The organism is Neobacillus sp. MER 74 (assembly GCF_023714155.1).
In genome coordinates this window covers 1-16,384 of the sequence record NZ_JAMAUV010000003.1, presented here as the reverse complement: position 1 = coordinate 16,384, position 16,384 = coordinate 1, and the positions used below count along the sequence as shown (strand labels likewise).

13 protein-coding genes, 1 tRNA gene and 1 rRNA gene are annotated in these 16,384 nt (G+C 38.4%); 6 read left to right on the top strand and 9 right to left on the bottom strand.

Annotation, left to right across the window (positions count from 1 at the left end; genetic code table 11):
- Window positions 1-26: 26 nt before the first annotated feature.
- Window positions 27-1,151, top strand: coding sequence for an HAD family hydrolase (locus M3610_RS06835; protein WP_251457670.1), 1,125 nt, complete (start codon window positions 27-29; stop codon window positions 1,149-1,151).
- 46 nt (window positions 1,152-1,197) lie between these two features.
- On the opposite strand, the gene serA is transcribed toward M3610_RS06835, so the two are convergent.
- Entirely contained in the window at window positions 1,198-2,841 is a 1,644-nt protein-coding gene (gene serA, locus M3610_RS06830) for a phosphoglycerate dehydrogenase (protein WP_251457668.1), read from the bottom strand.
- A 435-nt stretch (window positions 2,842-3,276) separates the two neighbouring features.
- Here serA and M3610_RS06825 point away from each other — a divergent pair, with 435 nt between their 5' ends.
- Both M3610_RS06825 and thrB read left to right on the top strand, forming a co-directional pair.
- Window positions 3,277-4,572 (top strand): homoserine dehydrogenase, encoded by a 1,296-nt coding sequence (locus M3610_RS06825; RefSeq protein ID WP_098572906.1) that lies wholly within the window; start codon window positions 3,277-3,279, stop codon window positions 4,570-4,572.
- Between the two features lie 57 nt (window positions 4,573-4,629).
- Window positions 4,630-5,547: a homoserine kinase gene (gene thrB, locus M3610_RS06820; RefSeq protein WP_251457666.1), complete on the top strand. Its 918-nt coding sequence runs from the start codon at window positions 4,630-4,632 to the stop codon at window positions 5,545-5,547.
- Window positions 5,548-5,558: 11 nt separating this feature from the next.
- Here the strand turns inward: thrB and M3610_RS06815 are convergent, their stop codons facing one another.
- The gene (locus M3610_RS06815) at window positions 5,559-8,087 is read right to left on the bottom strand and encodes an EAL domain-containing protein (protein WP_251457664.1); all 2,529 of its coding nucleotides are present in this window, start codon (window positions 8,085-8,087) and stop codon (window positions 5,559-5,561) included.
- A gap of 88 nt (window positions 8,088-8,175) precedes the next feature.
- Window positions 8,176-8,319, bottom strand: coding sequence for a hypothetical protein (locus M3610_RS06810; protein WP_180230054.1), 144 nt, complete (start codon window positions 8,317-8,319; stop codon window positions 8,176-8,178).
- 146 nt (window positions 8,320-8,465) lie between these two features.
- Between M3610_RS06810 and M3610_RS06805 the strand changes: the two genes are divergently transcribed.
- Window positions 8,466-9,215: a glucose 1-dehydrogenase gene (locus tag M3610_RS06805; RefSeq protein WP_251457662.1), complete on the top strand. Its 750-nt coding sequence runs from the start codon at window positions 8,466-8,468 to the stop codon at window positions 9,213-9,215.
- A 32-nt stretch (window positions 9,216-9,247) separates the two neighbouring features.
- Here M3610_RS06805 and M3610_RS06800 read toward each other — a convergent pair whose 3' ends face one another.
- Together M3610_RS06800 and M3610_RS06795 are read right to left on the bottom strand one after the other, a co-directional pair.
- Window positions 9,248-10,165 (bottom strand): selenium metabolism-associated LysR family transcriptional regulator, encoded by a 918-nt coding sequence (locus tag M3610_RS06800; protein WP_251457660.1) that lies wholly within the window; start codon window positions 10,163-10,165, stop codon window positions 9,248-9,250.
- Window positions 10,166-10,305: 140 nt separating this feature from the next.
- Complete coding sequence (locus M3610_RS06795) at window positions 10,306-10,881, bottom strand: RBBP9/YdeN family alpha/beta hydrolase (protein WP_251457658.1); 576 nt, start codon at window positions 10,879-10,881, stop codon at window positions 10,306-10,308.
- Between the two features lie 203 nt (window positions 10,882-11,084).
- Between M3610_RS06795 and M3610_RS06790 the strand changes: the two genes are divergently transcribed.
- Window positions 11,085-12,425 carry a DEAD/DEAH box helicase gene (locus tag M3610_RS06790; RefSeq protein WP_251457657.1) on the top strand — a complete coding sequence of 447 codons (1,341 nt, stop codon included), beginning with the start codon at window positions 11,085-11,087 and terminating at the stop codon, window positions 12,423-12,425.
- A 131-nt stretch (window positions 12,426-12,556) separates the two neighbouring features.
- Here M3610_RS06790 and M3610_RS06785 read toward each other — a convergent pair whose 3' ends face one another.
- The 4 genes from M3610_RS06785 to M3610_RS06770 form a co-directional block, all read right to left on the bottom strand.
- A complete protein-coding gene (locus tag M3610_RS06785; RefSeq protein ID WP_098572911.1) occupies window positions 12,557-14,095 on the bottom strand; it encodes a solute symporter family protein in 1,539 nt (512 codons plus the stop codon).
- On the bottom strand, window positions 14,095-14,421 hold the full coding sequence (locus tag M3610_RS06780) for a DUF485 domain-containing protein (RefSeq protein WP_251457656.1): 327 nt from the start codon (window positions 14,419-14,421) through the stop codon (window positions 14,095-14,097). Before M3610_RS06780 ends, M3610_RS06785 begins: the two co-directional genes overlap by 1 nt.
- Before the next feature lie 319 nt (window positions 14,422-14,740).
- Window positions 14,741-14,813 (bottom strand) — tRNA-Ala (locus tag M3610_RS06775).
- 76 nt (window positions 14,814-14,889) lie between these two features.
- On the bottom strand, window positions 14,890-15,585 hold the full coding sequence (locus tag M3610_RS06770) for an MgtC/SapB family protein (RefSeq protein ID WP_251457655.1): 696 nt from the start codon (window positions 15,583-15,585) through the stop codon (window positions 14,890-14,892).
- Window positions 15,586-16,045: 460 nt separating this feature from the next.
- Between M3610_RS06770 and M3610_RS06765 the strand changes: the two genes are divergently transcribed.
- Window positions 16,046-16,384, top strand: a 16S ribosomal RNA gene (locus M3610_RS06765); the annotation flags it as partial.

Below are 16,384 nucleotides of genomic sequence, written 5' to 3'. Positions count from 1 at the left end.
CAAAGAGGAAATGAGGGTGAGAATTTTTGATTAAAACCATTTTATTTGACGTTGATGGGGTACTATTAAGCGAAGAACACTATTTTGATGCTTCTGCTTTAACTGTTTGGGAAATGCTGATCAGCCCTAATTACTTGGGGCTCGAACCGATGCAGTTTAAAACAGACTATAATGATGAGGAAATTCAGGAAATAAGAGAATTAGTATTTGAAAACGATAAAGTTCTAAAGTTTATGAAATCACGCGGCCTAAACGCCAACTGGGACATGATCTACCTATCATTCAGCCACCAGCTGATCCACCTGCTCTCGCAAATTAAAGATACTGAATTGGAGAAAATTAAAAACTGGTGTCAGGCACCAATCGATCGTGAAACCCTAGTTGAGATGGGAAAGGTGTTAAGTAACTACCATGTGAAACTAGATTTCAGTTTGTTTGAGCAGGAGTTTGCACGCTCAGAGGCAACGAAGCAGGAGTTGTTTAGTTATTTGAACGAATTAGCCTCAGAGAAAATGGGGGTTGCAACTTCTATTTTTAACAAGGGTGAACTTTGGTCCGTTTGTGAGCATGTTTCCCAAGAGTGGTATGTGGGGGATGAACATGTCTTCGCTTCGACTGGAAGGCCATCCGTTCAACATGGGAAAAAGGGCTTCTTGGCCAATGAAACAACATTAGCCCCTAGACAAGAAATTGACGAGTTATTCCAATTCCTGAATTCATCAGGATACATGATTGGTATCGGGACAGGCAGACCAGAACTGGAAACTATTCAGCCGTTTCAACATTTAGATTGGTTGAAGCAATTTGATGAAAATCGAATCGTAACCGCTGATGATGTGCTAAAGGCGGAATTAGAGCTGCCAGAACGAATGTCGCTATCGAAGCCCCATCCATTTACATATATCATGGGACTCCTTGGGAAGGAGACACCTATTCAAGCGTGTTTAAATACAAGACTACCGCTTGAAAATGCTGAGACGGTTTTAGTCGTAGGGGACTCCTTGGCCGATCTATTAGCGGCAAGAAAACTTGGCTGTCAGTTTGCAGCTGTTCTAACCGGCCTTTCAGGAAAAGATGCCAGGGGTGACTTTGAAAAACATAAAGCAGACTACATTCTTGATACGGTCCTCGATTTGAAAAGGATAATATGATAAATATAGAAAAGGGATTGCCCCGTCGCAATCCCTCAATTCTTATCTATATATTTTCGATCTTCTCTAATTCCACTCGCCCAGGTTCAAATGTATCCACATTCGATAACTCCAGTACTTGTGCTTCTTCGAGTCCATCAATTAATTTTAAGATATGAATGACGTTGGCATTTAATGTTTTGTCCACAGTTAATACCATGATTGCCTCACCGCCTACTTCTGTACGCCCCACCTGCATCGTCCCAATATTGATTTGATGCTCTCCTAAGAGTGAACCAACCTTGCCAATCATTCCTGGAACATCTCGATGTTTGATATATAATAGGAATTTTTCCGGTTTTACGTCAATTCGGTATTGGTTGATTTTTAGAATTCTCGCTCCATACCCGTTTAAGACGGTTGCCCCAATTTTGGCTGTTTCATTATCATTGGAGACACTTAGTTCCATATAATTAGCAAATCCTTTATTTGTTGCATTTTTAACGACATTATACGAAACTCCTTGCTCTTTTAGTAAGTGCAAAGCATTAATTAGATTAACAGAATCGCTTAAATGATAGGATAAGACACCCTTCAACATGGTACGTGTCAACAATTCTGTATCTTCATCAATTAAATCGCCATAATAATTGATTTCTATTTTAGCAGGAGCCTGTTTATTTAATAATTGAATGACAAGTTGCCCCATTTGGTCCCCCAGAAGGAGGTACGGCTGTAGTTTCGCTTGGGTTTCGCCTGACATTTGCGGCATGTTCACAGCGTTTTGAATCAATTGAGATTCAAAAATCTCAATGATTTCCGCGCTTACCTCTTGAGCCACTTTTTCCTGTGCTTCAACGGTAGAAGCTCCAAGATGTGGTGTTACAATAATATTTGGATTCTGCAATAATTCTAGGTCGGAAGCAGGCTCTTTTTCAAACACGTCAAGAGCTGCACCTGCAACATGGCCGGACTGAATGGCTCTAACCAGTGCCTTTTCGTCGATCACACCACCACGGGCACAATTGACAAACCGGACACCTTTTTTTGTTTTCCGTAAATAGGCATCATTAATCAGGCCTCTTGTGTTATTAGTAAGAGGTGTATGAATGGTAATAAAATCTGATTCTTGTGCAATTACATCGAGGCTCGCTTTCGCTATTCCCAGCTTTTTTGCTCGTTCTTCGGATAGGTAAGGATCAAATCCTAAAATGTTCATCCCAAAGCTTTTTGCCCGTTTCGCCACTTCTGTTCCAATTTTGCCCATGCCGATAACGCCAAGAGTTTTTTTGTACAATTCCACACCCTTAAAAGAGTTACGGTCCCATTGTCCCGATACTGTCTTTTGGTGGGCGTGAGGAATTTTCCGTGCCAAGGATAGCATCATTGCTAAGGTATGCTCCGTTGCTGCAATGGTATTGGCACCGGGGGCATTGATGACGATAATCCCTTTTTTAGTTGCCGCATTCACATCAATATTATCGACACCAACACCTGCTCTAGCGATTACACGGAGACGGCCCGCTGCTTTGAGCAGTTCTTCACTTACCTTTGTTTGACTCCGGACAATCAGAGCATCGTATGCTCCAATGATATTTTTTAACTCCTCTGTCGGTAGTGTTGGCTGGCGATCTACGGTAAAATTAGGGTGTTCAGTTAAGCTTTTCAATCCTGTGCTGCTAATTCCATCGGTTACAAGTACCTTATACATGACTCGTAATCCTCCTTTAATTCTTTAATTAAAAAACGCCCCTCATAACAGACGGATTTGTCTTGTTATGAGGGACGTGTATCGACGTGTGGTACCACCCTCGTATGCTGGACCATATTCTTAATGTCGTCTTCGTCATCACTTGTCATGTATAGAATAATATAATTGATTGAATATTCAAAAATAAACTAAATATAGGGATTATTCTACAACCAAACCTTAAGGATTGTAAAGGGAAAGAAGAAAAAATTAATAAAATTTATGACGAAAAATTTTGTTCAAAAAATGTTATCCTTTTATGACGCGGTGGTAAGCGTTTACACAATGGAAAGCTAGAAACAAATCTATTGTAAAAAAATTCAGAGAATAATATAATGTCTACAATACAAAAACAAATGTGCGCCACACAAGGACATTTGTAGGAGGGGAAAACACATGAAGGCAATCACGATTGGGTTATTAGGTTTAGGTACTGTTGGTTGTGGTGTAGTGAAAATTATCAAAAAAAATCAAGATAAATTGATCCACCAAGTGGGGTGCCCGGTTGTTATTAAAAAGGTCCTTGTTAAGGATATACATAAAAACAGACCCGTAGAAGTAGATACTAAGCTATTAACCTCAAATGCAGATGAAATCCTTTTTGATGATGAAATAGATGTTGTGATCGAGGTAATGGGCGGGCTTCAGGATACCAAAGATTATTTAATTACTGCACTAAGACAAGGCAAGCATGTTGTCACTGCTAATAAGGATTTAATGGCTTTACACGGCTCTGAACTGTTAACAGTTGCTTCTGAATACGGCTGTGATTTGTTTTATGAAGCAAGTGTGGCAGGGGGAATTCCAATTCTAAGAGGATTAGTTGATGGACTTGCCTCTGACCGAATTAAACAACTTATGGGAATTGTAAATGGAACAACCAATTATATACTAACTAAAATGAGTGAAGAAGGCCGTACCTATGAAGAGGTCCTTAAAGAGGCACAAGAGCTTGGTTTTGCTGAAGCTGATCCGACCTCAGATGTAGAAGGACTAGACGCTGCTCGTAAAATGACGATCCTAGCTACATTGGGCTTTTCTATGCATATTGATTTAGAAGATGTCCAAGTTTCAGGGATTTCCAAAGTTACCGATGAAGATTTGAGCTATGGGAAACAATTGGGATATACCATGAAACTAATAGGTTATGCTCATCGTGAAGGGGAGAAGGTTGAGGTTAGTGTCGCACCAACTTTCCTTTCCAATAATCATCCGCTGGCATCTGTTCAAAATGAGTATAATGCCGTTTATGTCTATGGTGAGGCGGTAGGTGAGACTATGTTTTATGGCCCTGGTGCCGGAAGTTTGCCAACAGCAACGGCCATTGTTTCAGACTTAGTTGCGGTAATAAAAAACCTGAGACTAGGGGTAAATGGAAGAAGTGCGGTGACTCCACAATATCCAAAGCAATTGAAAGATAATGATGAAAAATACTCTAAATACTTTTTAAGAATCCATGTGCAAGATGAAGTGGGTGTTTTCGCTGACATCACCACCATTTTTGCAAAATATGGCGTTAGTTTTGAAAAAATCTTACAGCTTCCTGTTAAGAAAAATGAAACATCAGAAATTGTGCTTGTCACTCACAAAGCATCATTATCCAATTATGATAAAATATTAGTAGAATTGAATGATCTCCATGCGGTTAAGGAAATTAAAAGTGCTTATCGAGTGGTGAGAAAAACGTTGTAAGAGGGACAGAATTAGCATAAAAGCAGTCACACAACATAGTCGAGGAGTTGTCCATGGGTGACCCTAAATGATCGTTTTATTATTAAAGTACCAGCTAGTACAGCTAATCTAGGTCCAGGTTTCGATTCAATGGGCCTTGCAGTCGATTTGTATTTAACATTAGAAGTCGAGAAAAGTGACAAGTGGAACATTCAATCAGTTAGTGATGAATTGAAGGGCTTCCCAACGGATGAGACCAATTTTATCCTGCAAATTGCCATTAAAACTGCTAGTAAATACGGAGTCAATTTACAGCCATGTCAAATCCAAGTGGCCAGTGATATTCCTTTGGCTCGTGGTTTGGGTTCAAGTGCCGCAGCCATAATTGCAGGGATTGAACTTGCTGATTCAGTAGGAAATATCGGTTTAACTCAGCAAGAAAAATTGCTTATCGCGACAGAAGTGGAAGGACATCCTGACAACGTGGGTGCATCCCTGTTCGGCGGATTATTCATTGGCTCTTATCAGGATAACGAAGTAGACATGCTCAGCATCTCTAACATTTCTTTTGAGATGGTGGCTGTCATTCCAGATGAAATTCTCTTAACAAAGGATTCCCGCGGGGTACTCCCTGCAGAATTATCTCGTGAATGTGCAATCCAAGCCTCTTCAACGGCTAATCTGTTGGTTGCAGCTCTCTTAACTCAAAACTGGGGATTAGCAGGGAAAATGATGAGCCAAGACCTTTTTCATCATCCATACCGTAAACCACTTATTCGCGCTTATCAGGAAATAGAAGAAATGGCTAAAGAACTTGGTGCGTTCGGTGTCGCGTTAAGTGGTGCAGGACCAACTGTTCTATGTTTTACGGAGAAAGGGAAAGGGAAGGTTGTCGAACGTGGCTTGAAAAGTGAGTTTTCAAGGATGTCTACAAAAATCCTGACGATTGATTTTAGTGGAAGCAGTGTTAGCTCAGTGGAGAGATTTGTGAAATAATCTCTCCACTTTTATTTTGAATTTTTTTGAAGAAAATGCTCAAATTCTTGCTTATTTAAAGGCTTACTGAATAAGTAACCCTGCATATATATGCAATCTTTCGATAATAGGAATTCTTTTTGATACTCTTTTTCTACCCCTTCAGCGATTACATGAAGATGGAGACTGCGTGCAAGATTAATAATCGCTTCAGGTATCTCTGAATTAGCGTAATCTTCATGGATATCTTGTATGAATGATTTATCAATTTTTAAGATATTAATCGGTAAATTCTTTAAATAGTTTAAGGAAGAATAACCTGTTCCAAAATCATCAATGGAAATCCTAATCCCCATTTTCTGAAGGCTTTTTAATGATTCGACAATTTCAGAGGAATTATTTAAAAGGATACTTTCCGTAATTTCTATTTCAAAATTGCTTGGCTCTAATTGACTTGCAGCTAGAATTTCTTTGACCTGATTTACCATATTGCAAGGTTCTTGAAATTGCCGAGCTGAAAAATTTACTGAAACAGATAGGGGGAGCGAACGTGTTTCGTTCCACTTACTAACCTGTTGACACGCCTCCTTCATGACATATTCCCATAAGGGATGGATTAATCCAGTATCTTCAGCAATCGGTATAAACAAATCAGGAGAGACGTAACCTAATTCTTCATCTTTCCATCTTATGAGGGCTTCCGCTCCAAAAATTACCCCTAATTCAACATTAACCTTCGGTTGATAGTAAACTTCCACACTTCCACTTTCGATTGCCCTCCGTAACCGTGCTTCTAGTTTTGGTCTTTCGATATTCGATTGAATTAATTTTTCCGAATAAACGATGGCTTTGTTTCCCCCCAGCTTTTTAGCTGAGTACATCGCAAGGTCTGCATAAACGATCAGTGTGTCCATATTGTCCGTATGTTCCGGGAACAAACTAATACCGCAGCTGGCACTGAGATAAATCTCGTTTCCATCTAAAAGATATCCCTTTTTTAGATTATTGACGATTTTTACTGCTGCGGACTTTGTTTCCTTAAGACTATGACTTAATAACAAAATAATAAATTCATCGCCGCCTTGCCGGGTAATAATCGCATTATTACTGGATAAACTTGCGTTAATCCGTTCAGCAATGATTTTCAGTATTTCATCCCCTTTGTTATGTCCAAAAGAGTCATTCACATGTTTAAAACGGTCCATATCGATGAATAAAACTGATACGGTTTCACTAGTTTGATTTGCCTGTTGGAAAAATGATTGTAACTTTTCTTGCAAATATCTCCGGTTAAGCAAGCCAGTTAATGGGTCGTGATATGCCTGATATTCAATGAGCTCTTTACTTTTGTTTAAATCATTTACGTAATTCTGCAGGTCTTTCGATAAGGCATTCACATTTTCTGTGAGCAAACCTAATTCATCTTTTCTGTTTAGATGCATTATATTTCCAAAGTTACCCTGTGCAATATCATTAACCTGTTCAACAATATACCCAATTGGCTGAGTAATGGAGTGGGAGAAAATCAAACTGATAATAAAGACAATCATCATAACGATAAAGGAGAGCAGAACATGGACCATTAGTTCATGTGTGAGTTCTTTCCTAATGAGTCCATAATCATAAGCAAGTCCTATGACAAATGGTTCTGGTGTGGAATAAACAGGAACGAAGGTTTTCATCAAATTTCTGCCCTGAATATCATCCTTGTAGGATAGTACTCGTTTTGAATTTATCGCCCGTTTAATATAGGAGGCATCAACTTTTTCGTTACGGTACTTATATGAGCCATACCATACTTGTTGGGCGGATATCCGAATATAACTATTCCCGTTTAAATGAACAATTTCTTTCTTTTTACCAAAGTTTTTGGGATTGAAAACAGTGATTTCTAAAACCCCGCGTTCTTTTGTAAAACCTTTAATTACCTTTCCTGGACCAAATCGTCTTTCATAATCTAATACTGCATTGTCACGAAAGTATGGATTAATAATATAGTTCGTTGTCCCATCAAAAAAATAGCCCCATTTATCGGTATGATCTGGATTGGAGGAAGCAACCTCTATCGGACCAGACCAAAAATGGGGAAGGATTAAACCTTTTCCAACAGAAACAGGAGTTAGATTAAATAGCTGCTGGAAGGCATCATACCAATAACCCCAACCCTTTGTGGACATATTAATTTCTTTTGGGTCAGAGGATTTTACTCCAATAATATCATTTTCTGTTTGTGCTAGCAGGGTTATATGTGACACTCTTACTTCTTGGGCCAGTTTTTTTAACTGTTCATTTGTAATATCCTTATAGTTTGGCGGCAGTGCGTGCTTAATCGCCAACGAAGCCGTTCGTAAGTCTTTGCCAAGAATATCTTCAACATACAATGAACCCTCTCTAATATTTTCAACTTGGAACGACACTTCTTTAGTGATCATATCAATTTCTCTTTCGTTATTTGAAAGCAGCTGATTTTTTGAACGAAGAAAATGAATCGTATTATTCGTTACTAAAATTAAAAATACTAGCAAGCAAAAAATCAGTGGCATCTTTTTTTTGATTGACAATGACACAACACCTCAGGTTAAGCTGTGACCCATAGGATATTACAGGATGAGTCATAACTGTTTTGATAAGAATCGACTCCAAAGACCTTTAACCTTTCAGACCTTCGAGCCATTCTTGATAACATTCATCACACAATGTTTCATCTCTTTCTTTGTTTGAAGAGATAAAGGATACATGGTGCATCTGTCTTTCATCAACATCATTGGTACAATAAAAACACTTTTCAGGCATTGGAATCCTCCTCTAATTTGTTTTATTACAATAGTTTTTTCGTCAATAATTCTTTTGCATAGAAAAAATCTCCACGCATGTTTTAACTTAGTTTGGCACGTATAATATGTTTAAATACAAATAAAAGAAGAAAAGGTGGGAGACTAATGGATTTTATAAATAAAGTGGTCATTGTAACAGGTGCTGCCAATGGGATTGGAAAAGGTATTGCTAGTGCATATGCCACCGCTGGTGCTAAAGTCATCCTGGCAGATGTTGACGAAGAAATAGGGAATTTAACGACGGAAGAGATGCGAAATTGCGGAGGGGACGTTTTATTTGTAAAGACAGATGTTAGAAGAGAAAAAGACGTAATTCGGCTTGTAGAAGTAACAAAACAAAAGTATGGAAAAATTGATGTTTTAATTAATAATACAGGCAAAGGGGTATTTAAGTCTCCCCTAGAATTAACAATTGAAGAATGGGATGATGTGATTCATACAAACCTAAGAAGTGCCTTCCTCTGTTCGCGAGAAGTGGCTAAATATATGCGGGAGAATGAATCTGGAGGATCAATTGTCAATATTGCCTCAACACGGGCCATTATGTCAGAGCCTAACTCGGAAGCTTACGCTGCTTCAAAAGGAGGAATTGTTGCGATTACCCATGCTTTGGCTGCATCTTTAAGTGAATATCGAATTACCGTCAATGCTATATCGCCTGGGTGGATACATAATGGTGATAAATCACAATTAACAAAACTCGACCATGAACAGCATTTCTCAAAACGTGTTGGTGAACCAAGTGATATTGCTCGAGCATGTTTGTATCTAACCCATCGTGAAAATAATTTTGTCACAGGGATTAATTTAGTGGTGGATGGGGGAATGACGAAAAAAATGATTTACGAGGAATAGAACAAACAAACTGGGCTCCAGACCGAACAGTCTCAGCCCAGTTTGTGCAAATTGCCGTCGACTAAATGCACGGCACTATCAATAAATAATTTTGATAATAGGGATTGTGTTTTATTAATGTTATAGACTAAATAAAAGTATCTTTCTTCGTCAAATCCATTTATTGCATGCATCTTAAGCATGTTGTTGGAAGAATATACTTTTGCCGCGATTTCGGAAATTATCGAAATACCAATGTCTTGGATGACAAACTGCATCAAGCTTTGTCCGCTTTCCGTATAGGCAATGATATTTAATTGCTCCTTGTGAATGTTATTTTTTTTAAGAACCCGTTCCAAAAGGGCATTTGTTCCTGAGCCTGAATTACGCATCACAAACGGATAGTTTAAAATATCGCGAATATTTACTGGACCAACCATTTCGTTTTGGTTCGATGTAATTAGGACTAATCTTTCTTTTAAAAGTGGGATAAAGCGAAGTTTTTCATTATCATATTTTTCACCTAATATACCGATATCCACAGAGCCGTTTAACACTTTTTCAGCAACAATTTTTGATGAGGATTGGTTGATATGGAATATTACTTCAGAATATTGTTCCCTAAATTGTTTAACCATGCCTGGAATCATAAATTGCCCTGGGACAGAGCTGGCGGCAATCCGAATCTTCCCCTTCAGATCTGTCATTCCCTCTTTTAAATCGAGCAATGCTTGGTCTTTAATTAATAAGAGTTTAAGGGCCCATTGATACAAACGTTCCCCCTTCGGCGTAAGAATACTCTCTCTTCCCACTCGATCAAAAAGCTTTATATTAAGCATTTTCTCTAATGCCTGAATGTGAGAACTAACCGTTGATTGGCTTAAAAATATTTCATCTGCTGCCTTAGAAAAGCTTTTGTGTTCGACCACCTTTGTAAAAACATACAACTGATGTAAATCTATCCTAATCATCCCCTAATATATAAAATCGATAATTCACATTGGTAAAATAGATAAAATATTGAAATCATTATATCATCTCCTGTGCATGAAGTAATTTTAGCAATCAAATAAAAAGAAGGAGTGCAGATTTCATCACTCCTTCTTTTACCTTATACAATTAGAGAATGCTTTTCCTCCGCCAGGCATAAATCTAATATCCATGGCCATTTTCCGTGTCCTGACTGTGTATTTATGTGACCTGCATTAGGGATGGTGATGGAAGGAAAGCTAAGATTTGAATAGCTTTTTACATCTGCCCAGCTGCAATACGGATCATTAGTTGAATGGATAAATAATGTATTTTCAGCTGCATTCTTTAGGTTGTTTCTATCCAAAGGTACAGGGTAGAATGATTTTGCTTCAGTGAGAATGTGGTTTGGAGAAGGCGGTGCGACTAAAATCACCCGGTTGGCAATTGGTTTATTTTGAGTAGAAGCATAATGAAGCCATAATAAGCAGCCTAGACTGTGTGTAATGACTGTTAAATTATTTTCCTCTGGGACCATCCGCAGATTAGTAGTCAATTCCTCCAGCCAAACGCTCTTATTAGGCGAGTCGAAGTTTGTAAAAGTTGGATATTGTACATGAAAATTCTTTCTAGTTAATTCATTTGCCAGCCAAGTTTGCCAATGATCAGTTCCACTACCGCCTAATCCATGAATGATAACAAAACTTTGTTGGTTCATTTAATCCCCACCTAATTTTTAATTTTTACTATTCCGATGAAATAAGTTGGTTTTATTGAGATTATAGTTGTTTTAAACGAAAAAGGCAATCATTGTCTCATAATTTATTAATTTTTTGGATAAACAACTGAAAAGTATATTTGCAATTGTATTGATAAACAATCAAAATAAATTGATTGGATAAATAGAAAGTAGGGGTATTTTTGTCAGATTTTTTATCATTAGGTATTTCAGAACCACTCGTGGAAACATTACGTGGTCACGGTATTGCTAAACCAACACCGATTCAACAACAAGCCATTCCATTTGTGATCAATGGTATCGATATCATAGCACAGGCGCAAACAGGAACGGGAAAAACGTTTGCATTCATCCTGCCAATATTAGAAAAAATTAAACGTGAAGCGGAGCATGTCCAGGCATTGATCGTAACGCCAACGAGAGAATTAGCCCTGCAAATAACAGAGGAAATTGAAAAACTAATTTCCAATCTAACAGGTATCGATGTTCTAGCCGTATATGGAGGTCAGGATGTTGATAAACAATTAAAAAAGTTAAAGAGGGGAATGCAGATAGTCGTAGGAACACCCGGGCGACTCTTGGATCATATTAGAAGGGAAACCATTCGTTTATCAGAAATAGATTACCTTGTTTTAGATGAAGCAGACCAAATGCTCCATATTGGGTTTCTCAATGAAGTGGAAGATATTATAAGAGAAACACCAGTAAGCAGGCAAACCATGCTTTTTTCAGCAACCATGCCGGCTGAAATTCGTAAATTAGCAAAAAAGCATATGAGAGATCCAGAATACATTCAAATAGAAAAAACCCAAGGACCTGCTGAAACGGTGAAACAAATAGCGATTCATACGACTGATCGTGGGAAACAAGGCACGCTTATTCAACTAGTAGAAACGTATCGTCCGTTTTTAGCGGTTATTTTCTGCCGGACAAAACGCCGTGTAAGTAAACTGTTTGATGTCCTGAAGGCAAATGGATTTTCTTGCGATGAATTACATGGGGATTTGTCACAGGCGAAGAGAGAACGGGTAATGAAACGGTTTAGGGATGCAGAGGTACAATTGCTCGTTGCGACAGATGTGGCGGCAAGAGGACTTGATGTTGAGGGGGTCACCCATGTGTTTAATTATGATATCCCTCAAGATACGGAAAGCTATGTCCATCGCATTGGCAGAACAGGAAGAGCGGGGATGACTGGTCTGGCAATTACCTTTTATACTTCGATAGATCGACCTATGCTTGAAACAATTGAAGCTGAGCTAAATATCACGATTCCAAAACAAAATATGGGAAATAACAAAGAGGGCAATGAGAGCAAAATAAACGATAATAAAGAGCACAGTACTCAAAAAGTGAAACATGGAATTAGAAAAGCAAAACCAAGTACACCACGAAATCGAAACGAATCAGGAAGAAGAGAGAATAAAACTGGTCGAAGTGGGGGCTCTAATAAGAGGTCCAATACCATTAAGTCTAGAAGTAACAGTTCTAACAGTGGATCTGGAAGAAAAGGACAAAAATAAATTTCTTAGGAAAAGTTCAATAAGGATAATGAAAATGGGACTGACGCAATTCAGTCCCATTTCTTTTTATATATGATAGGTTTTTCAAATAAGATTACTGTCTAGCTCCAGCGCACTAGCGTTTTTGTAATTTAACCACCAATGTTAATGCCAGTATTAGACTTAACCAAAACTTCTTCATACCTTTTCACATCTGCTTTTTGACTGGAGAAGATCGTTCCAAGGTAACCTGCAATAAATCCTAGTGGAATCGAAACAATTCCAGGAGTTGTATATGGGAACCATGGTTCGCCAACAAAAATGGCTTTTCCAACTTCAGGGCTGAACACATTCGGGCTGACAATCACCAAACCGATGGCTGAAATAAGGCCAACTACCATCGCCCAAATGGCACCAGTTGTATTGAAGCGTTTCCAGTAAATAGTATAGAGAATTACCGGAAGATTGGCGCTGGCTGCGACTGCGAACGCGAGTGAAACTAGGAAGGCAACATTTAGGGTTTGTGCCCCTAGAGCTAGAATAATAGAAATAACTGAAACGCCAACCGCTGCCCAGCGGGCCATACCAACTTGCTGCTTCTCTGTTGCTTTTCCTTTTTTCAGGATGACGTTATAGAAATCATGAGCAAATGCAGAGGCGGCTGTCAATACTAGGCCAGCCACAACAGCTAATATTGTCGCAAAAGCAACGGCTGAAATGAAAGCAAATAGCATATTCCCGCCAAGTGCTTGTGCTAAAAGTGGGGCTGCCATATTTCCTGCGGGATTGGCAGATACAATTGCACTGTTACCAACAAAGGCTGCGGCGCCGAAGCCAAGGAAAATGGTCATAACGTAAAAAATCCCAATGATCCATGTGGCATAAACTACCGAAGAACGAGCAGTTTTGGCATCCTTTACCGTAAAGAAACGAACAAGAATATGTGGAAGACCAGCTGTTCCAAGAACCAATCCCATATTTAACGATATAGTATCAAGGCCAATTTTGTATTTTACACCTGGATTTAAGAAGGTTTCCTTTAATGGCGTGGCAGTTTTCATTTGCGCAAACATATCGGTAATACTCCAGTTAAATTTGGCAAAAACAATAATTGAAATAACTAAGGTACCACCCATTAATAGAACAGCTTTTATAATTTGTACCCAACTTGTTGCATGCATACCTCCAAAAATAACGTATACGGTCATAAGGACTCCAACGATTAATACGGATGTGGTATATTCTAAGCCTAATAATAATTTAATAAGTGCACCTGCACCAACAAGCTGTGCAATCATATAAAAAATAGAAATCGTAACCGTGTTCATGGCAGCGAAGCCACGGACCTTTTTAGCATCAAAACGAGCAGCAATCATATCAGCAAATGTATATTTTCCTAGGTTTCTTAGTGGTTCAGCAACTAAATAAAGTACAACCAGATAGGCTACGAGAAAACCAATACTATAAAAGAAACCATCAAAGCCTGTTAAGGCAACTGCACCTGCAATTCCAAGGAACGAAGCAGCAGACATATAATCCCCAGCAATGGCAAGTCCATTTTGCCAGCCAGTTAAACCACCGCCAGCGGTATAGAACTCACTAGCATTCTTTGTTCGTTTTGAAGCGTAGTATGTAATTACTAATGTTACAAAAACGATACAAAGAAACATTGTAAAAGCAGCAGTATTCATTAGTTAGCCCCCTTTTCCTGAATGACTTCATTCGCCAATTCGTCGAATCTTGCTGCTTTTTTCGAATAAATCATACATAAAGCCCAAGTCATGACAAATTGTAAGAAAGCAAAAACCCATGCCCAAGTAATACTGCCGATAAACTTGTGATTTAACACAGTAGAATAAGAAGTTAGTACAGGTAAAGCAAAGTAAAAACAAAAAAAGAATATGGTGACAGGGATGATGAACTTTTTCTTTTCGGAGAGTAATGTTTGAAATGATGAAGACTGGACAATTGAGGTGTAATCGTTTTCAGAAAAAGTCTTAGTTTTTTTGGCCTCCATGGAAGGTCCTCCTCTCAAATAAAACCTATTGTTCAAATTGAGGTAAATAAAGACAATGCTGATTGTCGGTGTCTGAGGAAACGATAGATTGAAGCATGTTGAATAACTTAATTAGAGAATTCTCCCTCCTTAAATACAGATTTTTCTAAATTTTTAAATTACATTTATGATTTTATTATAGTGATAAGGTAATATGCAATAGGAAATTAAAAAAAGGTAAAAATACCCACTAGTGGGCATTTTTACTGTGGTGATGAGGTTATATTAGATTGACCTTTGAAAAAAAGAAAACCTCTGCAGCGCAAAGGTTTTCGAATAATGGAGAATAGGGGGCTCGAACCCCTGACCTCTTGCATGCCATGCAAGCGCTCTCCCAGCTGAGCTAATCCCCCGGATATTTGGTACAAGAAAAATTATATCTGTATTATTATAATCTTGCAAGAGAAAATTTAAGTAAGGATAAATTTTTTAACCTATACTTTCAATTTCTACTTTTTGAATACCTTCTAAATTAGAAACAGAGGCATACACATCAGTTGTTTTTTCACGATAGTCAACGGCAACTAATATTTGAACGAGATGGTCGCCATTATCTAAATCCTTAATCTTGAGCCTGCGAACGATATAATTTTTTTCGATTAGGAAGGAAATAGCTTTTTCAATTTGACATTGATCCCTAATAAATAGTTGCAGCATAATTTCTTTTTCCCTTAATTGTTTCGGCCCAATGATTTTCATTAAAAATGGAACAAATTCAACACTAAGTATAAGTAATGCTACCCCAGCAAATGCTTCTATGAAAAAACCAGCTCCGACTGCAATTCCAATTCCTGCTGCACCCCAGATCATTGCTGCCGTTGTTAAACCAGATATACTATCATTTCCACGTCTTAAGATTACACCTGCACCTAAGAAACCGATCCCTGAAACTATTTGTGCTGCTAAGCGAAGCGGATCCATAGTTATTTTGACATCATCTGAATCAGGAAACATGTACGCTGATTCAATGGATACAATCGTTAACAGACAACTTACAACAGAAATAACTAGGCTTGTTTTGAGGCCTACCGGTTTCCTTTTTAATTCACGTTCAAGACCAATAATAAGACCAAACACTGCAGAAACACCAAGTTTAATTAAAATTTGCATATCGACACTACTCATTTTAAATCACGTCCATTTATACAGTCGTTGACTGAAATTTTGATTTTTGAAAAAATACTGATTACAAAATAAATATAGAATACCTTTCCTTAATTCTACACATAAACGAGTATCTAATGGAAGAAGCATATAAATGTTGTTTGCCTTACTTAGTTAGAAATCAGTTTCGAAAAAAATCAAAAATTATATTGCAAACATTTATTTATCATGTTATATTAAATTTCGTCCTCATCGAGCGGGTCAACAAGTGAAAAAAGAAATAAAAAAGTTGTTGACACCACGATGTAAGATGTGATAAATTAGTGAAGTCGCTTTCGAGCGGTCGATTGAAATTTAAGTGATTTGTTCGCTTATTAGAAATTGTTCTTTGAAAACTAAACAAACAAAATCGTGCAAACAAACAATAAATTTTAGTTTCAGCAATGAAACTAAGCCAACGTAACAAATGAGCTAATCAACTTTCTTGGAGAGTTTGATCCTGGCTCAGGACGAACGCTGGCGGCGTGCCTAATACATGCAAGTCGAGCGAGACTCTTCGGAGTCTAGCGGCGGACGGGTGAGTAACACGTGGGCAACCTGCCTGTAAGACTGGGATAACACCGGGAAACCGGTGCTAATACCGGATAATCCTTTTCCTCTCATGAGGAAAAGCTGAAAGTCGGTTTCGGCTGACACTTACAGATGGGCCCGCGGCGCATTAGCTAGTTGGTGAGGTAACGGCTCACCAAGGCGACGATGCGTAGCCGACCTGAGAGGGTGATCGGCCACACTGGGACTGAGACACGGCCCAGACTCCTAC